This is a genomic window from Microcystis sp. M44BS1 (genome assembly GCF_020244875.1).
In the GTDB taxonomy this organism is placed as follows: Bacteria; Cyanobacteriota; Cyanobacteriia; order Cyanobacteriales; family Microcystaceae; genus Microcystis; species Microcystis panniformis.
Genome location: NZ_JADBVM010000321.1, coordinates 13,487 through 36,817 on the forward strand (window position 1 = coordinate 13,487; position 23,331 = coordinate 36,817).

At 45.9% G+C, this 23,331-nt stretch carries 21 protein-coding genes and 2 pseudogenes; 12 read left to right on the top strand and 11 right to left on the bottom strand.

Translation table 11 applies throughout. The annotated features are described in order from the left end of the window. Nucleotides 1–24: 24 nt before the first annotated feature. From IM515_RS23845 to IM515_RS23860, 4 genes are all read right to left on the bottom strand, one after another. Entirely contained in the window at nt 25–1,839 is a 1,815-nt protein-coding gene (locus tag IM515_RS23845; RefSeq protein ID WP_002768343.1) for an ABC transporter ATP-binding protein, read from the bottom strand. A 40-nt stretch (nt 1,840–1,879) separates the two neighbouring features. Beyond that, nucleotides 1,880–2,956: a phosphotransacetylase family protein gene (locus IM515_RS23850; protein ID WP_287629648.1), complete on the bottom strand. Its 1,077-nt coding sequence runs from the start codon at nt 2,954–2,956 to the stop codon at nt 1,880–1,882. Between the two features lie 35 nt (nt 2,957–2,991). Then, nucleotides 2,992–3,369: a type IV pilus biogenesis protein EbsA gene (gene ebsA, locus IM515_RS23855; RefSeq protein ID WP_272080712.1), complete on the bottom strand. Its 378-nt coding sequence runs from the start codon at nt 3,367–3,369 to the stop codon at nt 2,992–2,994. Nucleotides 3,370–3,489: 120 nt separating this feature from the next. After that, nucleotides 3,490–4,746 (bottom strand): GAF domain-containing sensor histidine kinase, encoded by a 1,257-nt coding sequence (locus IM515_RS23860; protein WP_287629649.1) that lies wholly within the window; start codon nt 4,744–4,746, stop codon nt 3,490–3,492. Between the two features lie 388 nt (nt 4,747–5,134). Here IM515_RS23860 and IM515_RS23865 point away from each other — a divergent pair, with 388 nt between their 5' ends. Both IM515_RS23865 and IM515_RS23870 read left to right on the top strand, forming a co-directional pair. Then, on the top strand, nt 5,135–5,455 hold the full coding sequence (locus IM515_RS23865; protein WP_002768353.1) for a DUF3155 domain-containing protein: 321 nt from the start codon (nt 5,135–5,137) through the stop codon (nt 5,453–5,455). Nucleotides 5,456–5,710: 255 nt separating this feature from the next. Then, the gene (locus IM515_RS23870) at nt 5,711–6,499 is read left to right on the top strand and encodes a response regulator transcription factor (protein ID WP_002768355.1); all 789 of its coding nucleotides are present in this window, start codon (nt 5,711–5,713) and stop codon (nt 6,497–6,499) included. A gap of 85 nt (nt 6,500–6,584) precedes the next feature. Here IM515_RS23870 and ftsH read toward each other — a convergent pair whose 3' ends face one another. Beyond that, the gene (gene ftsH, locus IM515_RS23875) at nt 6,585–8,480 is read right to left on the bottom strand and encodes an ATP-dependent zinc metalloprotease FtsH (RefSeq protein ID WP_287629650.1); all 1,896 of its coding nucleotides are present in this window, start codon (nt 8,478–8,480) and stop codon (nt 6,585–6,587) included. Nucleotides 8,481–8,694: 214 nt separating this feature from the next. On the opposite strand from ftsH, the gene rimP reads away from it, so the two are divergent. The 5 genes from rimP (at nt 8,695) to IM515_RS23900 (ending at nt 14,691) form a co-directional block, all read left to right on the top strand. After that, nucleotides 8,695–9,165, top strand: coding sequence for a ribosome maturation factor RimP (gene rimP / locus IM515_RS23880; RefSeq protein ID WP_287629652.1), 471 nt, complete (start codon nt 8,695–8,697; stop codon nt 9,163–9,165). 159 nt (nt 9,166–9,324) lie between these two features. Further along, entirely contained in the window at nt 9,325–10,521 is a 1,197-nt protein-coding gene (gene nusA / locus IM515_RS23885; protein WP_287629654.1) for a transcription termination factor NusA, read from the top strand. Continuing rightward, nucleotides 10,518–10,799 carry a YlxR family protein gene (locus IM515_RS23890; protein WP_002768359.1) on the top strand — a complete coding sequence of 94 codons (282 nt, stop codon included), beginning with the start codon at nt 10,518–10,520 and terminating at the stop codon, nt 10,797–10,799. The genes nusA and IM515_RS23890 overlap by 4 nt, the downstream gene beginning before the upstream one ends. Nucleotides 10,800–10,910: 111 nt before the next feature. Beyond that, nucleotides 10,911–13,970, top strand: a complete 3,060-nt coding sequence (gene infB / locus IM515_RS23895; protein ID WP_287629656.1) for a translation initiation factor IF-2 — start codon at nt 10,911–10,913, stop codon at nt 13,968–13,970. Between the two features lie 151 nt (nt 13,971–14,121). Further along, the gene (locus IM515_RS23900; protein ID WP_150976469.1) at nt 14,122–14,691 is read left to right on the top strand and encodes a low-complexity tail membrane protein; all 570 of its coding nucleotides are present in this window, start codon (nt 14,122–14,124) and stop codon (nt 14,689–14,691) included. A gap of 26 nt (nt 14,692–14,717) precedes the next feature. On the opposite strand, the gene IM515_RS23905 is transcribed toward IM515_RS23900, so the two are convergent. After that, nucleotides 14,718–15,446 (bottom strand): carbonic anhydrase, encoded by a 729-nt coding sequence (locus tag IM515_RS23905; protein ID WP_043996696.1) that lies wholly within the window; start codon nt 15,444–15,446, stop codon nt 14,718–14,720. A 217-nt stretch (nt 15,447–15,663) separates the two neighbouring features. Here IM515_RS23905 and IM515_RS23910 point away from each other — a divergent pair. Continuing rightward, nucleotides 15,664–15,826 (top strand): annotated as a pseudogene (locus IM515_RS23910) (ISNCY family transposase); the annotation flags it as partial. 53 nt (nt 15,827–15,879) lie between these two features. Further along, nucleotides 15,880–16,833, top strand: coding sequence for an ABC transporter ATP-binding protein (locus IM515_RS23915; RefSeq protein ID WP_287629658.1), 954 nt, complete (start codon nt 15,880–15,882; stop codon nt 16,831–16,833). A gap of 21 nt (nt 16,834–16,854) precedes the next feature. Here IM515_RS23915 and IM515_RS23920 read toward each other — a convergent pair whose 3' ends face one another. Beyond that, nucleotides 16,855–17,607, bottom strand: a complete 753-nt coding sequence (locus tag IM515_RS23920) for a tetratricopeptide repeat protein (protein WP_287629659.1) — start codon at nt 17,605–17,607, stop codon at nt 16,855–16,857. Nucleotides 17,608–17,651: 44 nt separating this feature from the next. On the opposite strand from IM515_RS23920, the gene nblB reads away from it, so the two are divergent. Together nblB and IM515_RS23930 are read left to right on the top strand one after the other, a co-directional pair. Continuing rightward, entirely contained in the window at nt 17,652–18,317 is a 666-nt protein-coding gene (gene nblB, locus IM515_RS23925; protein WP_287629660.1) for a phycobilisome degradation protein NblB, read from the top strand. Between the two features lie 73 nt (nt 18,318–18,390). Next, nucleotides 18,391–19,482: a tetratricopeptide repeat protein gene (locus tag IM515_RS23930; RefSeq protein WP_287629661.1), complete on the top strand. Its 1,092-nt coding sequence runs from the start codon at nt 18,391–18,393 to the stop codon at nt 19,480–19,482. Between the two features lie 151 nt (nt 19,483–19,633). On the opposite strand, the gene IM515_RS23935 is transcribed toward IM515_RS23930, so the two are convergent. From IM515_RS23935 to IM515_RS26040, 4 genes and pseudogenes are all read right to left on the bottom strand, one after another. Continuing rightward, nucleotides 19,634–20,662 carry a PEP-CTERM sorting domain-containing protein gene (locus IM515_RS23935; RefSeq protein WP_287629662.1) on the bottom strand — a complete coding sequence of 343 codons (1,029 nt, stop codon included), beginning with the start codon at nt 20,660–20,662 and terminating at the stop codon, nt 19,634–19,636. A gap of 422 nt (nt 20,663–21,084) precedes the next feature. Further along, nucleotides 21,085–21,558 carry a DUF29 domain-containing protein gene (locus tag IM515_RS23940; protein WP_002768367.1) on the bottom strand — a complete coding sequence of 158 codons (474 nt, stop codon included), beginning with the start codon at nt 21,556–21,558 and terminating at the stop codon, nt 21,085–21,087. Nucleotides 21,559–21,735: 177 nt separating this feature from the next. Further along, nucleotides 21,736–22,137 carry a PEP-CTERM sorting domain-containing protein gene (locus tag IM515_RS26245; RefSeq protein WP_502881983.1) on the bottom strand — a complete coding sequence of 134 codons (402 nt, stop codon included), beginning with the start codon at nt 22,135–22,137 and terminating at the stop codon, nt 21,736–21,738. A 3-nt stretch (nt 22,138–22,140) separates the two neighbouring features. Then, nucleotides 22,141–22,566 (bottom strand): annotated as a pseudogene (locus tag IM515_RS26040) (PEP-CTERM sorting domain-containing protein); the annotation flags it as partial. A gap of 207 nt (nt 22,567–22,773) precedes the next feature. On the opposite strand from IM515_RS26040, the gene rnc reads away from it, so the two are divergent. Next, the coding region (gene rnc / locus IM515_RS23950) for a ribonuclease III (protein ID WP_287698014.1) at nt 22,774–23,331 on the top strand (558 nt) is incomplete at its 3' end.

Sequence of the window (23,331 nt, forward strand, 5' to 3'; positions counted from 1 at the left end):
GGGAAGGGAGTGGGGGGTTTGTCATTAACTATCTGTGCCTAACATTTGCAGTTTATATAAACTAGCGTAGAGGCCGTCTTTAGTTAATAAATCTTCATGGGTTCCCGATTCGACTAATTCCCCGCGTTTAAGGACAAGAATTCGATCGACATCGCGAATAGTAGAGAGACGATGGGCGATAATAATAGCAGTACGATCGACTAAAATCTGTTCTAAAGCTTCTTGAATTAATACCTCTGTTCCCACGTCTAAACTAGCGGTAGCTTCATCTAAAACTAGAATTTCGGGGTTACGAATAGCGACTCTTGCAAAAGCGAGTAATTGTTTTTGTCCTCCCGATAAATTTGCGCCCCGTTCCCGTAAAAGAGTATGATAACCGTCGGGTAACTCCTCGATAAAGTGATCGATATTAGTTAATTTAGCCGCTGCCTTAACTTGCTCAAAATCATAATTTTCTCCCAAAGTAATATTGCGAGTAACATCTCCAGCAAAGAGAAAAGTTTCTTGGAGAATGACACCGATATAACGTCTTAATTCCGCTTGGGGAAGATAACGGATATCGATACCATCCACTAGAATTCTGCCCTTACTCGGTTCATAAAGACGACAAAGAAGACGAATAATCGAACTTTTTCCTGCACCAGTGGGACCGACTAAAGCGACTTTTTCTCCGGGATTAATGGTAAAATTGAGACCTTTTATAATATATTCATCGGGTTTATAACCAAACCAAACATTTTCAAAAATAATCTCGCCAGTTTTAAGTTTTTCGGGAAAATAAAGCTCTTTATAATTGTTATAATCTTTGATTTCAATGGGAATACTGATTAATTCCCCAATGCGTTCAATAGCAGTAAAACCCGATTGAAACATGGTAAATTTTTCGGCAAACTGACGCAGGGGATTAAAGAGACGTTGGGAGAATAAAATAAAAGCTGATAGAACCCCAAAATCAATGGTTTTCTGGAGAACCAAAATTCCGCCTAACCATAATACTCCTCCCACGGCAATTAATCCGATCCATTCCAAAGTAGCTGAGACAGCCGAATCATAAAAAATTGTTTTATCTAGGGATTGACGATATTGAGTATTGGTAGTGCGAAACATTTCAGCGTTAAAGCGTTCGCGGCGAAATAATTGAACAATATTAACTCCGACTACATTTTCCTGTAATTGGGCATTAAGTTTTGATAATTCCTCGCGTACTTGATAGTTAGCGCTGCGGTATTGTTTTTGAAAAAAGATAATTAAAGCGGTGACGGGAAATAACATCAACACCAACAATAGAGCTAATTGCCATTGCAGGGTAAACATGGTGATGATAATAACTAAAATATTGACCAGATCACTGACAACTCCGATCGCCCCACTAGCAAAAACTTCTCCTAATGCTTCCACATCGCTGGTTAAACGAGTGACTAAACGTCCCACGGGAGAGCGATCAAAAAAACTAGAGGAAAGGGAGGTGACGTGGGTAAATAAATCTTCCCGGACATTAGCAGTAATTGACTGACCGACTTTCTGTACTAGATAACCTTGTGTTGTCCCTAAAATCAGTCGTAAAATAATCGAAACCGACAGGATAATAATTAGGGTATTAATGGCTGCTGTTAAGGGCATTTGAGCCAAAAAATCCCAAGTTTGTTCCTTTTGCAAAAGGGAGACCGCTTGACCGATAATTAAGGGTTGGACTGCCCCCGTGAGAGATAGGGGAAAAAGAAGTATTAATGACCAAAATAGCAGGGCTTTTTGCTTTTTTGCGTAGGGAAGTAATCTTAATAATAAGCTCCAGTCATTTTCTTTGACCGGAGGGGACACAGGGGAGGATGATAGACTCATGAAGGGATTTCCCATGAAATTCTGGGCAGCTGGGGAGAAATTACGCCCCTATTGTTAACTTTTCTAACAGGCGATCGATCTGAAAATGTTCCTCCATTAATTCTCGAATACCAGCGACTTTTACCTGTTCCTGTAAGCGAATCTTCCCGAAGGCCTGATCGACGATTTCCACGGTACTGAGAGTATCTAAATTTACCGAGAGAATCGGTACTTCTAAATCCTCGGCCCGGCCCAAAATCAGGGGATCTGGAGAGATGGAACCGGTTAAAATTAAACAGGTGGTGGAAGTTTCTAGGGCAGCTAACTGGAGATCTGTGCGATCGCCACCCGTAATCACGGCCATATTTTCCCCCTTGCGAAAATATTCTAAAGCGGCGTTGACATTCATCGCCCCGATCGCTAAACTTTCTACCATCCAATCTAAACGATCGGGCCGACATAATACTTTGGCCCCCAAAAGATGGACAATTTCCCGAACACTAATACTACGCAATAATTTACTAGCGGGTAACAGTCCTAAAACTTCCACGCCTTGGCCCGCGAGATAGGGTTTCAGGAGGGATTGTACTTCCTCCCAATCATCGGTGGGAATATCGCTAATTACTACCCCCAGCAGCTGATTATTTAATTCCCGTTGCGCTTTCAGCAGACTATCGGCAATCAGGGGAGAACTATAGCGGGCCACCAATAGGATCGGAGTTTGGAGAATTTTGGCCATTTCCCCCATCGATAGCTGAAAAATACTGCCTTCCCAGAGAGTCCCCGGCCCTTCGAGGAGGGTAATATCACTGTGAATCCGATCAAGATAACCAGCAAGAATATTGCCGTAGTCCTGTTGATCTGCACCTTGCAGACGTTTAGCAACGGAATCCACATCTGTATAGATCAGGGGTAAGCGCAGCTGTTCGGGGGATAATTCTAATAATTGCCGAATAAATTCTACATCCTCATCGACCAATTGCCCATCGACGTAGCCCGGACAATTGCCCACTGGTTTGCCGTAACTTATCTCTAGTCCTTTTTGCCGCAAGAGATGCGCTAAACCGACGATAGTTCCCGATTTACCACTGAGGGGTTCCAGGGAAGAGATAAGTATAGATTTGGCTGATTTCGCCACGATTTGCTCCTTTTTAACCCGTAAAATCCCGACTTTTATTCTTCAAATCGCAGCAGTTTCCGATAAAATCCCTGCGAAAAGTCGGCTGAACCTAGCTGCTTAAAGGTTTTAATCGCATCGATGAGATATTCGATCAACTCGGCGTTAATAATCGTCATCTCATAGCTTAGGTCGGCCTGTCCTTCAAATTGTAAACGACAACGGGTCAATTCCGAGGGCAATTTTGATACATACCAAGACGCCACAAAGGGAATCCCTTCACTGTTTTCTATGCGACGACGACCTTCTAAAGATCCGGCTTGATACAAAGCGATCGCATAGGGCAGGATACTATGTTTGTCCTTGGCATAGTAGGGCATATATACTACCACATCGGCCTTATCGGCGGGTTCTAATTGTTCGATAGTTGGCATAATTTACTTAATTCTCTGGTTCACGGCCAAGTTACCATTGACACTGATATTTTCCATATATTTTAACCGATCGCCCCAGGAATCTCCTGAGGGAGAAAATAGGCAGAATTGACCACCAGATCATCCTTCTATACTAAGATTTCTATCGGCTATAACCGGCATACTAACCCGAAAAACCGTGCCGGGGTAGGGGGAACTTGTTGGATCGGGATTGGGACTGATAAATTCGATCGTCCCCCCCATGCTGGTAATTAATTCTTTGGCGATCGCTAAACCTAATCCTGTACCCGGTATATCTCCCCCTGCTTGCACTCCCCGGTAGTGACGTTGAAAAATTCCTTCTTGATCGCTCGTCGGGATACCATAACCCGTGTCTTTAAAAACAATTTCTACACTATTCTTAACATTATGCACCTCGACGGTGACTTTTCCGCCAGCAGGAGTATATTTGAGGGCATTATCAATTAAATTACTGAATACTTCCCGCAAACCAGGGATATTGGCCCGAATAAGTGGTATATCTTCCCCGTGAATCGTTTCTAGACTGAGATTTCTCTCTTTGGCTACCGCTTGGGCCGAAAGGAGCAGCGGATCGAGAAGATCATGGAGATCGATCGGAGTTAGTTGGCCGCTGCCAGCAGGTAAGAGAAAGGCGGTGGGGGAAGATTGCGCTTGCAGGAGAGGAATATCGACGGTGGGGTAATTTTCGCTTTCTTGCTGAATTTGTCCCTCAAATTCGGCAATTAAGTCGCGAACTCGATCGCTTTCTCTCAGGATACCAGTAATGGCGGGATCGTTACCCTCTTCGGCTAAAAGCCTTTTGAGTAGAAGTTTACCAAAGGTTTTTAAAGCGGTGAGGGGATTGCGGATTTGATGGAGAAAGGTATCGAGACGCTGTCGTTGCCATTGTCGATAATAACGTTCTTCTCCCAATTGGCGATCAAGTACACAGGCCAAAGCGAGGGTTTGGGTGATTTTTTCCATCTGGGTTAATTCCCAACTTTGCCAAGGTCGTTTTTCTCGGGTTGTCACCAATAATCCGATCATGCCCTCTTCATACATTAAGGGTAAAAACAAGCGATGACCGCTGACGCTCTCCTGATTACCCCAGAGGTGGGATAAATCTTCTAACTTAACCGCAGTTAACAAGTCTGCCGCCGGTTGCCCCGGTTGTAAGGAAAGCCGCTTTTTTTGGGGAGAAGGGGGGTTAAAAGGCGGATAAACAACGACTGGAATTAAATTACTCGATAAAGGTTCAGTTAAATAAACTGCACTTCTGTCCGCTTCCATTTGCTCCCGCAAAAGTTCCATCTGCACTTGACAGAGGGCAATAAAATCATCACTCAGGGGAGTCCGGGAGGGGGAGGAGAAGGGCATACCAAGAAAGTAAAAAGTAAAAAATCAGAAAACCTAGATACAGCTAGGGTTGCGAGTTTTGTTTCCCGGTTTACACAGGAGAGAATGGCCATCCTCTTGGGTCGAGGGCAGCCAGCAAAAAGCAATTAGGACAAGGGTTTGGTCACTATTTTCGGGGTGGATCAAGGTATATATTAAAAAAAGTTTAAAAATAATAAGTTTTGTATCGGGATTTGGGGGTGTGTTTTTGTCAGAAAAACTTAAACCTAGTCTCAGTCTAGCTTCTAGTCAAACTTGTCTGTAATTGGGTTTGTGAGAGACACTTGATTTCTTGGTCTAGAAGGGATATAATCGCTACGGCTTTTGTAACTATCATTACAACGATTAGCCAGAACAGGAGGTAATTGGGTTGGCCAGAAAACGGAAACGTAAAAGTCGCCGTCGTCAAGAAGGACGTAAGATACTTGAACTTGTACCCCAGTATAGTATTGAAAGTGGCGAGGATAAACCCGTAACTGCGGCGCGTAAGTATATTCAAGCTATAGGCATTAGCCCACCAGCTTTATTGATTGTTAAGCGTAACGAGCATACAACCGATCGCTATTTCTGGGCTGAAAAAGGACTGTTTGGAGCGCAATATGTGGAGGAAAACCACTTCCTTTTCCCAAGTTTGCGCGACCTGCAGCCCCAGCCCCAGCCCGTCAAAGCACCGGTAGCAGTTGCCAAATAACTCAAAGGACTATTGATCATATCATGGAAAGTAAACTCGTTTACGGAAAAGTAAACGAGTTTTTTTTGTGCATAAGAGGAGAGGGGAGCTTTTTTTCAGTGAACAGTAAACAGTAATCAGTGAACTGAAAACTCACATCTGATCAGTGATTCAAAGCTGACGACCGACGAATGTTACGATTGTTACAACATCTTGACATTAATTCTGATACCCTGACAATGTGTCAATCTGTGCAGTAATGGGGCAGAAACTCAAGTGGTATCGATCCATATTTCTATTGTTGAGGGCAACCCGCACTTGCGATCGCTATTAGCTTGGCATCTGCAACAGGCCGGTTATTTGGTTAACCAATCGGCAACCCTGCAAAGTGCGCGTCAAGCTTTCCTTCATCGTCAACCAACCTTAGCAATTATCGATTCCGACTTGCCGGACGGGGATGGAATCGAACTCTGCCGTTGGCTTTATCAACAAAAACAGTCTTTAATACTGATTCTCTCGGCCCGCAATAGCGAAAAAGACGTGGTCAATGGTTTAAAAGCCGGGGCCGACGACTACCTGAAAAAGCCCTTTGGAATGCAAGAATTTATGGCTAGGGTAGAAGTGTTAACTCGTCGTTTAGGCAGTAGGGCTGCTCCCCTACACTTGGATTATGGGCAATTAAAAATAGATTTAGCCCAACGACGGGTACAATTTCGCGGGGAGTATATCGAATTAACGCCCCAAGAATTTAGCCTACTCTACGTTTTAGCCCAAGCGGAGGGAACACCCCTATCAAGAGCCGATTTACTGCGTCGCGCTTGGCCCGAGGAAATTGATAATCCCCGGACAATTGATACTCATGTTCTCTCTCTGCGGAAAAAAATCGAAACCGATCCTAGACAACCTAATTTAATTCAAACCGTCCGCAACGTTGGCTATCGTTTCAATCTAGAAATGTTGGCCGAGATGACTTCAGCTTTAGAGGCCAATATTATTGCCCCCAGCAAAGGCAATCATAACGGTCATTCCATTAATAAAATTCCTGCTCACAATGTTAGTCGTTAATTCTGGCTTTGTCCGACTGATTAGCCGATTTTTGGACGAAATCGTCTCCTAACCACTGAATCGAAGTGAGGAGACGAAGGGCAAGTTAAACCCTAGTCACCATTGACCGATCCACTTGTTGCTGAAATTCCGTCAATAAACGCCGGAATTCGTCGCCCTCAATGGTTTCCTGTTCAATCAGTATATCCACCAAGCGATCAATCGCCACACGATTGTCAAGGATAAGTTTTGTTGCTAAATCGTGGCATTGCTTGACAAGTTCCCGTACTTGTGCATCAATTTTCGCCATCATCGCGAAAGAATGGTCGGGATGATAACCAGCGCCAGCACCCCCCAGATAGGAATTGCCCTCCTCCTCTAGAGCAATTAATCCCAATTCCGACATTCCCAGACGCGTTACCATCTGTCGGGCCAGATAGGTAATTTTTTCAATATCACTACCAGCGCCGGTGGTCACTTCATCCTCACCGAAGACACATTCCTCCGCCACCCGTCCCCCTAATAATCCCGCAATTCGGGCTAATAACTGGGAACGACTGGTTAAACCCTGTTCTTCATCGGGAGTGAACCAAGTTAACCCCTGCGCTTGACCCCGGGGAATCAGGGTGACTTTTTCCACCTGATCGTGGCCGGGACAGAGAGTACCGACAATCGCATGGCCGACTTCATGATAGGCGATCAAACGCTTGGCTTTACTATCAACTAAAGCGCGCCCTTCCATACCGGCCACAATCCGATCGATCGCATCGTTGACTTCCGCCATGGTAATCGCCTCTTTCCGTCTTCTAGCGGTAAAAATCGCCGCTTCGTTGAGCATATTAGCCAAATCTGCCCCGGTAAAACCGGGGGTGCGACGGGCGATCGCCTCCAGAGTAACATCGGCAGCCACCTTTTTATCGCGAGAATGGACCTCTAAAATGCCCAAACGTCCCTTAAAATCTGGATAATCCACCACCACCTGTCGATCGAAACGACCCGGACGCAGCAGGGCCGAATCCAAAACATCGGGGCGGTTGGTGGCGGCAATGACGATAATGCCGGTATTTCCCTCAAAACCGTCCATTTCCGTCAATAATTGGTTCAGGGTTTGTTCCCGTTCATCATTACCTCCCCCATAACCGATCCCTCGTTGACGACCAACGGCATCAATTTCATCGATAAAAACCAAACAAGGGGCATTTTCCTGGGCTTTTCGGAACAGATCTCGCACTCGCGACGCACCAACCCCGACAAACATCTCCACGAATTCCGACCCGGAGATGCTGAAAAAAGGCACTCCCGCCTCTCCTGCGATCGCTTTAGCCAGTAAAGTTTTCCCCGTCCCCGGAGGCCCGATTAACAGGACTCCCTTGGGGATTTTTGCGCCAATAGCCGTAAATTTTTCCGGTTGTTTGAGGAATGTCACCACTTCCTGTAGATCTTCCTTGGCCTCATCCACACCCGCCACATCATTGAATTCTATGCCAGTTTTCGCCTCCATCTGAAACCGCGCCCTTGATTTACCGAAGTTCATCGCTTGACCGGAAGCATTGGCAGAACGACGGATAATAAACACCAATAATCCCAAGACGATAATAATCACTAACAGGTTAGTGAGAACATTGATCAAGGCCGAATTGTCAGTGCTGGGGAGAATGCCGTACTCAATTTTTTCAGCATCGAGTTTCTTGATTAATTCAGGATTTTGGTCAAATAAATTGACTTCTTTCGGGGGATCCTTGTCCGTTTGACCAACGAGGGTAACTGCTGCCTGCTGCAAAGAAGGATTGATTTCGACCTTTTTTACCTTTCCTTGCTCGATCTTCTCTAACAATTCACCGTAGGTGAGGGTATTTTGGTTTTTTTGACTCCAAGCAGGAGTGACATGGCCAAAGGTTTGCAGAATCATCCAAGTGGTGACAATCCCTTTCCATACTGGCCGACGACCACGATTCTTAGCTGACTTGGCTCTAACTACGGTGAGTGGAGATTTTTGATCCATAATTGACTCTATATCTAGTTACCCTGTATTCATTGTGACAGATCGACTCGATCGTGACCACTGTTCTGTTTTCCCCCAGGCACGACCCCGGGGGCAAATAGTGATGACGGTTTTTTGCTATATTGTATTTAGCTAGGTGGTCTAACAACTGCCTATCCCAATCACTAACAGTTTAGGGAAGTGGGTTTCGCCCGCTTTTTTTATTGTCCAAATCATGACCCATCCGCTCATCCCCGACCTGCTGCACCTAGCCACCCCTATCGCTGAAAACTTGGGGCTAGAAGTGGTCGATATCGTTTTCCAAACCAATAAAAGGCCTCCCGTCCTGCGCGTCGATATTCGCAATCTTGCGGGAGATACTGGTTTAGAGGACTGTGAGCAGATGAGTCGGGCCTTGGAAACCGCCCTCGACAGTCAAGAAATCTTACCAGGGGCCTACGTTTTGGAAATATCTAGCCCCGGCATTTCTCGACAACTGAGCAGCGAGCGCGAATTTCAGTCTTTTAAAGGTTTTCCCGTCATCGTTACCGGCCAGGATAGCCAGGGAAAACCAAAAGAATGGCGCGGAAAACTGCAAGGTAGAGATGAGCAATCTATTTATCTTAACCAAAAAGGTCGCTCCCTGACCATCGATCGCACTACCGTCATCAGCGTCCGTTTAGATGAGCAGCGCAGTAATCAGTAAACAGTAAACAGTAATCAGGGATAAGGATGAAGATAACTGATAACTGATTAACTTAAAACTTAAAACTTACATCTGATAACTGATAACTGATAACTGATAACTGATACAAGGCTAATGGCTAAAAAAATAATGACTCAAAAATAAGGAGAAAAAATAATTATGGCTACTGTTAATTTGCCTGGTTTAAAAATAATGCTCGAAGAAATTAGCCAACGACATAATCTGCCCAAAAATGCCGTACAGGAAGCCTTGCGTGAAGCACTTCTCAAGGGGTATGAACGTTATCGACGCGCCCAAAGTTTAGAAAAAGCCGCTCAATTCCATGAAGATTATTTCAATAACTTTGATGTGGAATTAGACGTAGAAGAAGAAGGGTTTCGCATCCTTTCGACTAAAACTATTGTCGAAGAAGTGACTAATCCCGACCATCACATCGGTCTCAAAGAAGTGCAAGAAGTGGCCGACGAGGCCCAATTAGGGGATGAAGTAGTTCTTGATGTCACCCCCGACCAAAGAGAATTTGGTCGCATGGCGGCGATTCAAACTAAACAGGTTTTACTGCAAAAACTGCGGGATAACCAACGCAAAATGATTCAAGAGGAGTTCCAAGATCTGGAAGGAACGGTTTTACAGGCCCGGGTCGTCCGTTTTGAAAGACAGGCCGCTATTGTCATGGTACAAAGTACCTACGGTCAACCAGAAGTGGAAGCAGAACTACCCAAACGGGAACAGCTGCCCAACGATAACTATCGCGCCAACGCCACCTTTAAAGTTCTGCTCAAAAAAGTCCTAGAAGGTTCTCACCGCGGCCCGCAATTAATCGTTTCCAGAGCGGCGGCGGGTTTGGTAGTATATCTGTTCGCCAACGAAGTTCCCGAAATCGAAGAGGAAATCGTGCGTATTGTCGCCGTCGCCCGGGAAGCCAATCCCCCCTCCCGTCACGTTGGTTCACGGACAAAAATCGCCGTCGATACCTTAGAGAGAGACGTGGATCCGGTTGGGGCCTGTATTGGGGCCAGAGGTTCGCGGATTCAAGCCGTGGTTAACGAATTGCGGGGCGAAAAAATCGACGTGATTCGTTGGTCTCCAGACCCCGCCACCTACATCGCCAATGCCCTTAGTCCTGCCCGTATCGACCAAGTTTTGTTCACTAATGCCGAAGAAAGACAAGCACTGGTACTGGTGGCACAGGATCAATTGAGTTTAGCGATTGGCAAAGAAGGGCAGAACGTGCGTCTAGCCGCCCGTCTGACGGGCTGGAAAATCGATATTAAGGATATAGCCCTCTATAAAGGAGAACAAGAAGTAAAAACCGATGAAAACGACCCAGAAGCGCAGGATTTAGACCAAGAATGAACCCCTTCGTCAATTATCGACGCTGTATTAGCTGCCGTCTCTTCGCCCCGAAAGAATCCTTTTGGCGAATTGTCCGACTACACCCGTCCGGACAGATACAATTAGATCAAGGAATGGGAAGGGCTGCCTATATCTGTCCGCAACCTAATTGCCTGCAACTGGCCCGGCAAAAAAATCGTCTCGGACGGGCCCTAAAAGCCAATATTCCCGAAACGCTCTATGAATCCTTGCAAGAGCGCCTCGGGACTGCCAAGCAAGGTCGTTCAAATCAGGATTAAAATTGACGATCATAGCCACAAAATCGTTAGCATGGAAAGGGGGCAGTCCTGACAGGATCAAAAAATCAGCCAACTTATAGGATCACTAACACTTTAGCCGGGGGATAATGGATGAGTAACGCGAAAGTCAGAATTTACGATTTATCAAAAGAATTGAATCTAGACAACAAAGACATTTTGGATATCTGTGACCAGTTGAACATCGAGTACAAGAGCCACAGTAGCACGATCAGCGAAGAGGATGCCCAACGCATCAAAGCAATCGCTGCGAAGGGATTGGCCTCGAGTACCAGTAAAAATAGCACGGGTCAGCGAGAATCGGTTAGTCCTGCCGAGGAAAAAAAACAAAAGATTTTAGCCCTGCATAAACACAACCGCCCCGAAACTGGCGAAGAAGGGGAAATCTATCCCGGGCCTGCCGGGTCCTCAGCTAAACCGACTTTAATCAGTCCTCCCCGTCCCCCAGTTAAACCCCTCGTTGCTCCCCCAGGGCGCGACGGTGCGGCCGAAAAAACTCCCCCCACCGAGCAGAAAAATGGAGCTACCGCCACTGCTGCACAGATGCTATCTCAGTCCGCCAGTGTGAAAGAAACCCCGACCGAAACCCCGCTAGTGCCAGAAGCAGCCCCCACCTTAATCGCCCCACCTAATCGACCTTCCCTCACCCCGAAACCACGCCCGGGCAGCACCTCGGGCCGGCCAGAACCCCGATCTAAAAATGCCCCCGGCGGTAACGACAGGCCCCGGGGAGAAAAACGCGAGCGCGGCGAGAGCGAAAACGCCCCTAGCCCTGAGCGCAGGGCTGGCTTGGTTAAACCAGAAAAACCGACCCTCAACCGCAAACCCGACGGAAAAAGCCCGAAACTGGCGGAACCAACTAGAGAAGTGCGGGAGACGGTGGAATTGAAGCGCCCGGTTCGCCCTGGTATGCCCGCTAAAATCTCGGCTACCGGCGAGGAAGAAACCGACACCACCAAGAAATCTGGTGTTGATGGCACAGAAATCGATACAGATACCGGATTGCTCGGAGCAGACGGGCCCAAAAAACTCAAACGACCGACCATGCCCCCTCGCATGGCTAAAAAATCTAGCTGGGAAGAGGAAGAAGAAGAAGAGAAAAAAGCGGCCAAAACCGCCAAAACTGCTGGCAAAAACAAACGCCGCACCCAAGCTCTCTTTGAAGATGATGATGATCTAGAATCGGAACTATCCGGGTTAATCAATAGCCCCAGTTTTACCCTTTCCACTGCTCGTCCCCCCAAACCGCCCAGCGCTAAAGCGGCCACCCCTGGCACCCCAACAGCAGTCAAAGTTAAGCGGCCCAGTAAACCAACCGCCCACACCGGCAGTCCGAAAAGCGAGCGCCAAGAACCCCAAGAGGAAAAACGCCCAGAAAGCATCGTCATCACTGGTAGTCTCACCGTGCGCGACCTCTCGGAATTGATGAAAGTCCCGGAAACCGAGATCATCAGAACTCTATTTTTTAAAGGGATGGCGGTTAATATCACCCAAACTCTCGACGTGGACACCATCGAAATGATCGCCAGGGACTTCGAGATGACCGTGGAAACCCCCAGCACCCAGTCGGCGGCAATCAAAACCACGGAGATGATCGATGTCTCCGACTGGGAAAGTCTCCAGCGTCGTCCCCCCGTCGTCACCATTATGGGTCACGTTGACCACGGCAAAACCACCCTCCTCGACTCGATCCGCAAAACCAAAGTCGCCCAAGGAGAAGCCGGCGGCATCACCCAGCACATCGGTGCTTACCACGTCGATGTGGAACATAACGGCAAACCAGAACAGATTGTCTTCTTAGATACCCCCGGCCACGAAGCTTTTACCGCCATGCGGGCCCGTGGGGCGAGAGTCACCGATATAGCGGTGCTGGTGGTAGCCGCCGATGATGGCGTACAACCCCAAACAAAAGAGGCAATCAGTCACGCCAGGGCCGCCGAAGTCCCCATCGTGGTGGCGATTAACAAAGTCGATAAACCTTCGGCTAACCCCGACCGGATTAAACAGGAATTGACCGAACAGGGACTGGTGGCCGAAGATTGGGGCGGTGAGACGATCATGGTTCCCGTTAGCGCCCTGCGGGGTGAAAATCTCGATAATCTGCTGGAAATGATCCTCTTGGTGGCAGAAGTAGAGCAATTGGTCGCTAACCCCGATCGCTTGGCCAAGGGAACCGTGATCGAAGCTAACCTCGATCGCACCAAAGGTCCCGTGGCTACCCTGCTCGTCCAGAATGGTACTCTCCGCGTCGGTGATAGCATCGTCGCTGGTTCCGTTTTCGGCAAAATTCGGGCGATGATCGATGATCGCGGTCAAAAAGTCGAAGCGGCCACCCCCTCCTTCGCCGTGGAAATCCTCGGTCTTAGTGATGTCCCGGCCGCCGGCGATGAGTTCGATGTCTATGAAAGTGAAAAAGAGGCCCGATCGATTGCCGATCAACGGACGATCGAACGACGCAACACCCGTTTACAACAGGCCCTCTCCTCCCGTCGCGTTAGCCTTAGCACCCTCTCTATCCAAGCTCAAGAAGGACAACTCAAGGAACTTAATCTCATCCTCAAGGCAGATGTGCAAGGTTCCGTCGAGGCCATCCTCGGTGCGCTCAAACAGTTGCCCCAAAACGAAGTGCAGATTCGGGTTCTCCTCGCCTCTCCGGGGGAAATCACCGAAACCGATGTGGATCTGGCCGCCGCTAGTGGTGCGGTGGTGGTGGGCTTTAATACCACCCTTGCCAGTGGTGCGCGCGCATCCGCCGATCGGGAAGGAGTCGATATCCGCGATTACAATATCATCTACAAGCTTCTCGATGATATTCAAGGGGCGATGGAAGGTCTTCTCGACCCCGAAGAAGTGGAAGAACACCTCGGTTTTGCCGAAGTGCGGGCCGTCTTCACCGTCGGTCGTGGGGCCGTGGCGGGTTGTTATGTCCAATCCGGTAAACTGGTGCGGAATCGCTTCCTGCGCGTGCGTCGCGGCAAGGAAATTGTTTATCAGGGGGTTCTTGATTCCCTCAAACGGATGAAGGAAGATGCCCGGGAGGTCGCCACCGGTTTCGAGTGCGGTGTCGGTATTTCTAAATTCAATGACTGGAAAGAAGGCGATATTATCGAAGCCTACGAAATGGTCATGAAACGTCGCACTTTATCCAGCTAATTAGACGGTCAGCGTCAGGGAGTCGGGATTCAGTTATCAGTTATCAGTTATCAGTTATCAGTCATAATTCCCCCACTTCTCCACTTCCCCACTTCCCCACTTCCCCACTTCATAATTCATAATTTATAATTTATAATTCTCATTTCCCTCTATGAAATCAGAACCTTTTTTGTGGATTCATCTGGCAGGGTTAGCGGCCTTGCCAATCTTTTTACAAATCGCTTGGATTGGTTTAGCTGTGGGTGATCCCTTGCCTTTTCTTTGGCTAGAATGGCTATTTCTGGGAGCGATCGCTATCCTACCCGTCTTTTGGATGCAGTGGACAAAACCTTTTGATATCTTTAGTCTTTTGTTGGTTGCCCTGAAACCTAGTCAACTCACCCCCGAACAGTTAAAAATTCTCTCTCTTTTTCAACGTCCTCGCCATCGTCTTCTTACTCTTTTGGGAGTCGTCCTCCTAATTCTCATCGCTTGGCCTATCTATAATTTTGCGCCTCTAGCGGCTGCCGTGGCCGCCTATCTCCCCCAATGGCGGCTTTTAGGTTTGGTCATTGCTGCGATCGCTCTCCTCTTAAGTCACCTATTTTTACAGGTTCCCTTGAGTGTTCTTGGGGTTTTAGCCACGAAGGAAAGTGACTGGACAGCCACTGAAGCTTTAGTTATTGAGCGTATTCCTGAGTTATTTACCATTGTTGGTCTAAAAGTTAATAAAATTATCTAAATTAGCCAAAATGCCGACAATTTCGCCTAGGAATGCAGGATTGATCGCCCGTTTAAGGGTTGAATATTCCTCGCATTACGGGGAAAAATCGCGGCCAATTGTTGCAGTTGTTGGGGAGAAATTTCGATCGCATTTTGCCAGACTAACCAGAGAACATCCTCGCTACAGGGAGGAGTGGACAAAGACCCCCGATATTCATAGAAACCGCTATTTTCTGGCAGTAAAAGCCCGGCATTGACCCAAGTATCGGGGATAATCATTTCAGGAGAAGGTTCTTGGGGCAAATAAGCCCAAATGGTTTGTAAATAGGGATTAAAAGCGCCAATTTCGGCTAAGATACCCACAACTGCTAAATTTCCCTTCCCATTCCCATGCACTAGATGAATTTCTAGAGGGAAAGACTGACCTTTAATCTGATGTTCGCTGGGGTGATGAAAATGAAACTGCAACAAATCCCAGTTTTCGCCGTGAAAACTCATGTTTCCACCTTTTTCGGTCTGAACTAAGATTGTACGACCGTTATGGCGAATTTTTAGGGGTATAGGACGATAATTAAAGGTGGGTTGGTATAGCTCTTTTTCATTCACTATACTCAGATCGATCGGTGTTTGTTGCTTTCCCGTGGTGCAGAGGCGATAATTCCTTGATAATTCGCCCCAATGGTCAATATTTTGATAATTCCAAGTAAATTCTGGATTAATAGCCCCAAAAAGAGCGTGAGAGCCAATAAATTGCAGTAATTCTCGTCTATACATGGTATTAAATCCAGCAATCATCAGATAATTAGGGTTTGCTGAAAAAGTTTTTCCTGGGGGCAGGGTGTAGGGTGTGGGGTGTGGGGAGAATAAATAAAATAATCTCCTATCTCCTGACTCCTGACTCCTGACTCCTCAAAACCTAAGACTCTGTACCTCACAACTATGGAAATTGCTATAATCGGCTCACATCAGACTTTAAACCTCTAGCTTGATGATCAGTTTTCTGATCAATATCTTTTTGTGGTTCGTGTCCGACTTACTCAAATATCAGTGTAACACAGAACAAAATCACCTCTGCGCCTGTATTGCCTTGTCCTAGTTGTGGTTCTCACCATACCATCAAGAATGGTTCTATTGATAAGGGGAAACCCAAACGTTAATGTTAAGAATGTGGTGGCCAGTTTGTCAGCAATCCCACTACTAAAACTTTATGAACACACCCGAATTAGCCATTGCTACCGTTGGTTTAACCAAACAATTTGACCGCCATGGGGCTGTTAATCAAGTGGATTTACAGATTGAAGCGGGGGAAGTTTACGGGTTAATCGGTCCAAATGGAGCAGGAAAAACCACTTTAATTAGGATGTTAGCGGCAGCGGAAGAACCGACAACGGGAGAAATATATCTGCACGGAGAACGTCTTTTAAGAGATGAGAGTAATCCCCGTCTGAAAAGAAATTTAGGTTATCTACCCGATAATTTTCCCCTCTACGATGACCTAAATGTCTGGAATTATCTGGATTATTTTGCCCGTCTTTATCATATTCCTCGCTCCCAACGTCATCGCCGCATTTATGAGGTTCTAGAACTGGTACAATTAACCAATAAAAGCCATAATTTGATCGCTACTTTATCCCGGGGGATGAAACAACGTTTAAGTTTAGCCCGAACCATTATCCATGAACCTTTAATTTTACTTCTCGATGAACCGGTTTCTGGATTAGACCCGATCGCTCGCCTACAATTTCGTGAGATTATTAAAGTCTTACAATCGGCAGGTATGACTATTTTAATTTCTTCCCATGTCCTTAGTGATTTAGCGGAACTTTGTAGTTCTGTGGGTATAATGGAATTAGGTTATCTAGTGGAAAGTACCTCTTTACAAGAATTAAATCAACGTCTAGCCGGTCAATACTTGCAGATCACGACTCTAGGCAATTTAGAGGCCTTAGAAACCGCTCTTAAACAATGTGTTTTTGTGGAAAGTTGGCAAAGAATTATTAATACTAATACTCTCCGAGTTAAATTTACGGGAACCCTAGAAGATAGTGCCGAATTGTTGAAATCTTTAGTGGTTTCTGGTCTGACCTTAAGCGAGTTTTATACTTGCCGCGAAGATTTAGAAACTATTTTCCTAAAACTGGGACATCGACAGGCATCTTAAGGGGAAATAATAACTTTCAATCTAACTAGATAGTAACTTTTCGACTAATTTAATTTGCTCCTGACTAAAACCAGCTTCCTTCAGGTGTGCCAGAAACCATTTTTGTCGATAACGACCGTCTAAATCCCTAGCCTTTCTATAGGTATCCTGTGCTTTTTTACTATCACCTTGATCTAAATAAATCATTGCCAAAGCCACAAGAGGATGGGGATTATTTGGCTCTAATTTAACTGCTTTTTTAGCGTTATTAATAGCTGAATCAAAATCTTTTAGGCGATGATAGGCGAGGGATAAATTATAGTAGGCGATTTCATTATCGGGTTTTAAATTAGCGGCTTTAGTATGAGTGACCACAGCTTTTTCAAGATGACCACCGACAAGATAAACAATACCCAAAGCATTATAAGCAGCCACATGATCGGGAGCAATTTTAATCGTTTCCTCTAGGGTTGTTTGTGCCGCTAAAGGTTGTTTAGCGAGGTGTTGTGTCCAACCTAAAATTACTCTCCCGTCTAGATGATTGGGGTTTAACTGTACCGATTTTTTTAAAGCTTCAATACTTTTGACAAAATCTCCCTGTTGACGATACTGTAATCCCAATTGACGATAACGATTAGCAGCTTTAATGTCTGATGGGGAAATAATCGGACTAGGAGAAGGAGAAATGATTATCTTAGCCGTCGGTTCTTTTTTAGGGGGAGAGGGGGGACTACAGCCCCAAAAAACCGGGGAACTAAACATGATCAAGATAGTCAGGATTCGATAACTATTCATGGGACAATTAATACCAGTCCAATTGTTAAGGGTGTCATCAAATTATGAATTATTCCCCCGAATCCGTGCAACGGCTGCTCGATTCCGATGATTATGGCGATCGCTTATCGGGAGTTAATCAACTGCGTTATTTAGCCCCAGAAATCGCCTTCGAGATGTTACAGCCTTTAATTAACGATAGTAACGCTAGGGTGCGTTATTCGGCGGTAAGTCAGCTAGATATCCTCGGTCGTCAGAATCCTGATCTGGCCTTAACTATTCTACGCGATCGTTTGTTAAATGATCCCGAAGCAGACGTGAAAGCGGCCGCGGCCGATGCGATCGGGGGGTTAAAATTAACGGCAGCCTACGATGATCTGGTGGCTGTCTATCAACAATCCAGCGACTGGTTAATTCAATTTAGCATTGTGGCCGCTTTGGGCGAATTGGGGGAACCCCGGGGCTTTGAACTGCTGGAAATCGCCCTTAACTCCGATAATGAATTGGTAAAAACGGCCGCCGTTAGTGCTTTTGGGGAACTAGGCGACCCTCGCGCCGTCTCTTTACTCGTTCCCTTGGCTAATGATGATGACTGGCAACTGCGCTATCGTCTCGCTCAAGCTTTAGGCCGCTTAGGGGGGCAAGATGCGATCGCTGTTTTGACCCAGTTAACTGGCGACAAAAGCGCCCAAGTCGCCCAAGAAGCCCGCAATAATCTCGTTCAAGGGTGATGCAGAATAGTTGATTTTTGTCAATACCATTTACAATAAATTTTAATTAAGAATCGTTAACAAAGGTAAAGCGATGAAACAATTTACCCGTTTAATCTTGCTCGTCGGTCTTCTTGCGGGGGGCTGTTTCTCTCCCTCAATTGCGATCGCTGATAATCCGGCGGGGGCAATCGTGAGCAAGGATTCACAGGTTAACGAACTACTGCGTCAAGCGCGGCAATTGGTCAAAAATGGCAATTATGGGGAAGCTATAGCCGTTTACGAGCGGGCTGCCGCCCTTGATGGCAATAATGCCAGAATTTTCTCTGGGATTGGCTTTTTACAAACGCGGCAAGGGGATTATAACGCCGCCGCCCAAGCATACCAAAAAGCTTTAAGTCTCGATCCGAGTAATCCCGACTTTTTCCATGCTCTCGGTTATAGTTTGGCTAATATCGGCGATTATGAGAATGCAGCCACCGCTTACTACTACGCTATCCAAATAGAACCGAAAAACGTCCAACACTACCTCGGTTTAGGGGTGGTATTATTACGGCAAAAAAACTATGCTAAAGCGGGCGAAGTTTACCAATGGGTTTTAGCTCTCGACCCCAATAATCAGCAAGCCCACGAAATCATGGGCAAAGCCTTGATTGAACAGAATAAAAGCAGCGAAGCCCTCGATTTTCTCCAAAAATCCCTGCAAAGATTCCCTAACAATAGTGAATTAAGATTGCAACTAGCCAGCCTTTTGCTCAAACAGGGCGATTTAAATGGCGGAACCCAAATTTTAAAAGAAATAGAACGACAAAGTGCCGGAAATTTTTTAATTCAGCTAAAAATAGGGATTTTACTTGAAAAACAAGAGCGTTTTGACGAGGCTCTTCCCTTTTATCGTCGGGCTGTTTTCCTACAACCCCAATCTTTGGAAGCACAAGCGGGAATCGGTCGCATCCATCTGGCCAGAAAAGATTATCTTGCAGCAATTATCGCCTATCAAGATTTGGCCAAAATCGCCCCCAATAACGCCGATGTCTATCTTAATCTCGGTCGGGCCTACGCGGGCCGAGGACGAAAAAGAGAGGCAGAGGAGGCTTTTAAGCAAGCGCGAGCAGTTTATGCCCTAAAAAATAATCAATCCGGCCTCCAGGAAGTGGATGCCCTACTGAAGAAATTGGTTGAGTAAAACTAGATCAGTGATCAGCTTCTCGTTGAGGGTGCGGAATGTGGGTTACAAGATTTATCAAGAGTTTCCCCCCTCGCAACTCAAGAAAAAATCATCATTTTTTCTTGAGTTGACACCGATTTGCCCCCCCGTGCCAGCCCCAAATATTCTTCTAAGAATTGCTATTTTTGCGGCGATACCAACGCCGGATTGAACTTCCGCCAATTCCCCCTCCTAATACCAAAAGTGATAAAAGATTGCTGGGTTCTGGTATCGCTGTTGACTGTACTCCTGTAACTGTAATCGTTCCAGGGGGGCTGCCACTAGGGAAGTTAGGATGAAAAGGATCACCACTACGAGCAATAGAGCCACCACAAGGTGCTTCCTGTTGTCCGGTTCCATTATCCGGACCGGTGGCAAAATTACCGACTTGTCCATTAGGCTCGTTAGGATTACCTCCCCCATTAGGACTACCTGTACAAGTAGTAGGTAAATTGCCAGTTGCGATGGTTTTTAGATCGTACTCGAACAGTTTTGTTTCCCCCGGCGCAAAAGTACCTAGAGAAATAGTCGTGGTGACAGGGCCAAAAAAGTAGGAGTAGGAAGTAGCAGTAGTAGTAGTAGTACCCCCTAAAGAGTGAGTACCTGTATTGGTAAAAGAGAAGAGATTAGTCCCGCCATCGTATTGAAGCTCGGCACTACTGTCCCAGATGGATGTCCCATTAAGTCGAATGTCAATTTCGTAGCGAGCGAATAACGCATCTAAGGCTGCGGGTGTATAGCTGGGAGAAATATCAGCGCTCAGTTCTCCCGGAATGATCGTAAAGGTAAAAGTAGCCGGGGAAGGGAAAGAACTAGGGTTGACAAAGGTATCTTTATAAGTAAACAATCCAGTAATGTCATAGTTGCCTTTACCGTTAACCCGCGACCCAAAATTGCCAGTGACATCACCGTAGGTGTGATAAAAGACACCGTTACCAGATGGATCATTGTCCCCAGCCAAGACATCTACATAACCACTGGTTGCGGGTCCGTCAATATCGGGAGAACCTGGGCGCGTAATTCCTCCAAGCGTCCAATCAACTTCTGCTTTAATTATTGCCGCCTGCACCGGAACAGTTGCCAACATCAAGGAAGTTGCGATTCCTGATATTAACCAGTTTTTATGTGAACCAAGGATGTCAGTAAATTGTGAACGCATTTTTGCCTCCTAAGATATTTTTTTATTCGGCTTCCAAAGCTTGTATAAGTGCTACGCCCAAGGCAAAAGGCAGTCTGCTAATATGTTTGCTGGCTGAATAATGCTAATTGCGCGTGGCAATCATAGTCCCCAATCCTAGAGGATTATCTAGTTTTTGTCAACTGTTTTTAGTTAAGATTTGTTACAAGGTTAAATTACGGACTTTCTCAGATAGATGATAAGTACCTATGCAAAATTAATTACACATATCTAACCCCCCCTTTGCCTCTTGCCTCTTGCCTTTTGCCTTTCTTCACCAGGAAATTTATTTTGCACGACTACTTACTAAATTCGTTGAATATAGGCTACTTATCAGGACAGGCAAAAGAGGGAATAGATAATCAGTCTTTAATAACCAGATTTAGTATTAGATAGTCAATAGTTTATTCCCACTCGATTGGCAGCCATTGATCATCTAAAACCTGTTCCAGATTAAAAATTATCTGACTGGGTAAACCGCCAGGGGATAAACCCATTTTTTTCCGGACGGCCTCTAAAGCTGTATGGTAGGATGGCTCAAAAATCTCCCGAAGATAGGGCTTTAAACTAGGGCTATCCTCCAGTAAATCTTGAATTTCTGCCCGAAAATTATTGATTTCTCCATTCCAATGATTGCCATTCCGGTCTCTTTCCGATTGCCAGTAAGTTAATTTGAGTAAATGTTCTAGGAGACGAGTTAAAAGACTTTTGAGCGCGTGTCTTTCACTTCTCCCCATCGATTCAATCTCCTCAATTAAATTGTCTAAATCCACCTCGGCAAACTGGCCTTTTTTTAATTGTTCTGCCGTGGTTTTTAGCCAGAGATAAAAATCTTCTTCGTATAATGTTAGGGTCGCTGTTTCTGTCGATCTAGTCATGACGGAACTGCCACAGATGAAAAGTAATCGGGATTCTATATTATACAATTTTCAGACTGGTGAGGTACAAAGTCTCTCAAGGCTGAGGACTGACGTTCAAAAAGATCGCACTGCATTGATTGAGTGCGATCGCTTTTAGTTATCGATTTTTAAGTAGCGAATTTCTGAGTCAGATTCCTACTTTAATAATTTGCGCGTCAAAGCCGAACCTGCACCCAAAACACCGATGGCAAGTAAGCCTAAGACGGAAGCTGGCTCAGGAACACGCCCTGTATCAGGACGCTGAAGGTAATCTACAGAAAGATCCTCAATCAAGAAGGTGTCCCCTGGTGTCTTGGGAATCAAGTTGATAGTCGATTTCAGTGTCCCTAGTACCTCATCATAAACTCCAATTGATGAGTTATAGACATTTGAGACGTAAAAATCGGTACCATCGTAGGCAATACCAGTTGCAGCAGCTGGAGCAGTAATGAAAGCTGCTTGCAGGAGATTGCCATTAGTATCGTAAATATCATAGACACCGCAGGCATCGCAGCGGTTGCTAATTAGTTTGCCATTGAAGTACTCCAGACCATCCATATAGTCGGCGAGTAGTATGGGTAAACGTGGCACTATGCCATAGTCAATAATTTTTTCCGTGGTTGGCTGCAGTTGAATTTTGGCTAAACAATGAAACCAAATTTGACTAACTAAAACTATTAAGGCCCCCCATCCTATCCACAGGACGGCCAAATAAAAGCCCGATAATTTTAAAACAATTGTACTAATTGTGACGATAAAAAAGCGATCGAGGCGAGGATCGCTGATTTTTTCCTGAAATTGGGCAATTTCTACCAAGTCCACCGCTGCCATGCGTGCCTGTTCCATACACATCCCCAGGGTACCTAGGGCAAGAATGGGAGCGGATAGGTTTTCCGGTGGGAAGATTTGGGAGATTATGCCTAAACTAGCCGGAAAAAACAGATGAATGTAGGTTGGGTTGAAGCATGAAACCCAACGCCCGCTCATGTTACGCTACCGCTAACCCATCCTACAAATAATTGTGCCTCCCTACTTAGGGCAAGAATAGCAGCGGATAGGTTTTCTGGTGAAAAGATTTGGGAGATTATGCCTAAACTAGCCGGAAAAAACAGTAAAAAAAGGATCGTTCGTCTCATCTATTCGGGGTGGGGTCAGATTAAGATAAGAAATGCTCTTGACTTGATCATTTCTGTAATGTCTTGTTTGCCTCCTTTTCAAAATGCTCTCCTTCTCACCCAAGCTTTAACCCATCGTTCCTATGTCAATGAACAGTCCGAATTGACGGAAAATAACGAGCGCCTAGAATTTTTGGGCGATGCGATTTTGGCTTTTTTGGTGGGCGAACTATTGTATCAAAAATATCCCGCCATGAACGAGGCCGAATTAACTCGTTTGCGGTCAAATTTGGTCAAAGAAGAACAATTAGCGCAATTGGGCATCGAAATCGGTCTAGGGGAGTTAATGCGTTTGGGTAAGGGGGCAATTAAAGATCGGGGGCGATCGAATCCTACCCTATTAGCGGACACTTTTGAAGCGATAATTGGGGCTTATTATCTAGATTCGGGGTTAAATGCGGTTAAAAACTATCTGCACGGGCTTTTTATCCCTGTAGCCTCTCATTTAGTCTCTCAACAATCGGAATCGCCATCTTTTATCGATGCTAAAAATCTCTTTCAACAGTGGGCGCTGGCTAATTTCGCCTCTAATCCAGAATATGCGATCATCGATGTTACCGGACCGCCCCACGCTAGG

What these genes read in the sequence shown, in the direction of transcription:
- IM515_RS23845 (WP_002768343.1), bottom strand. Translation starts at nt 1,839, where the DNA reads ATGAGTCTATCATCCTCCCCTGTGTCCCCTCCGGTCAAAGAAAATGAC.
- ebsA (WP_272080712.1), bottom strand. Translation starts at nt 3,369, where the DNA reads ATGCCAACTATCGAACAATTAGAACCCGCCGATAAGGCCGATGTGGTA.
- IM515_RS23860 (WP_287629649.1), bottom strand. Translation starts at nt 4,746, where the DNA reads ATGCCCTTCTCCTCCCCCTCCCGGACTCCCCTGAGTGATGATTTTATT.
- ftsH (WP_287629650.1), bottom strand. Translation starts at nt 8,480, where the DNA reads ATGGATCAAAAATCTCCACTCACCGTAGTTAGAGCCAAGTCAGCTAAG.
- rimP (WP_287629652.1), top strand. Translation starts at nt 8,695, where the DNA reads ATGACCCATCCGCTCATCCCCGACCTGCTGCACCTAGCCACCCCTATC.
- nusA (WP_287629654.1), top strand. Translation starts at nt 9,325, where the DNA reads ATGGCTACTGTTAATTTGCCTGGTTTAAAAATAATGCTCGAAGAAATT.
- IM515_RS23890 (WP_002768359.1), top strand. Translation starts at nt 10,518, where the DNA reads ATGAACCCCTTCGTCAATTATCGACGCTGTATTAGCTGCCGTCTCTTC.
- infB (WP_287629656.1), top strand. Translation starts at nt 10,911, where the DNA reads ATGAGTAACGCGAAAGTCAGAATTTACGATTTATCAAAAGAATTGAAT.
- IM515_RS23900 (WP_150976469.1), top strand. Translation starts at nt 14,122, where the DNA reads ATGAAATCAGAACCTTTTTTGTGGATTCATCTGGCAGGGTTAGCGGCC.
- IM515_RS23905 (WP_043996696.1), bottom strand. Translation starts at nt 15,446, where the DNA reads ATGTATAGACGAGAATTACTGCAATTTATTGGCTCTCACGCTCTTTTT.
- IM515_RS23915 (WP_287629658.1), top strand. Translation starts at nt 15,880, where the DNA reads ATGAACACACCCGAATTAGCCATTGCTACCGTTGGTTTAACCAAACAA.
- IM515_RS23920 (WP_287629659.1), bottom strand. Translation starts at nt 17,607, where the DNA reads ATGAATAGTTATCGAATCCTGACTATCTTGATCATGTTTAGTTCCCCG.
- nblB (WP_287629660.1), top strand. Translation starts at nt 17,652, where the DNA reads ATGAATTATTCCCCCGAATCCGTGCAACGGCTGCTCGATTCCGATGAT.
- IM515_RS23930 (WP_287629661.1), top strand. Translation starts at nt 18,391, where the DNA reads ATGAAACAATTTACCCGTTTAATCTTGCTCGTCGGTCTTCTTGCGGGG.
- IM515_RS23935 (WP_287629662.1), bottom strand. Translation starts at nt 20,662, where the DNA reads ATGCGTTCACAATTTACTGACATCCTTGGTTCACATAAAAACTGGTTA.
- IM515_RS23940 (WP_002768367.1), bottom strand. Translation starts at nt 21,558, where the DNA reads ATGACTAGATCGACAGAAACAGCGACCCTAACATTATACGAAGAAGAT.
- IM515_RS26245 (WP_502881983.1), bottom strand. Translation starts at nt 22,137, where the DNA reads ATGGATGGTCTGGAGTACTTCAATGGCAAACTAATTAGCAACCGCTGC.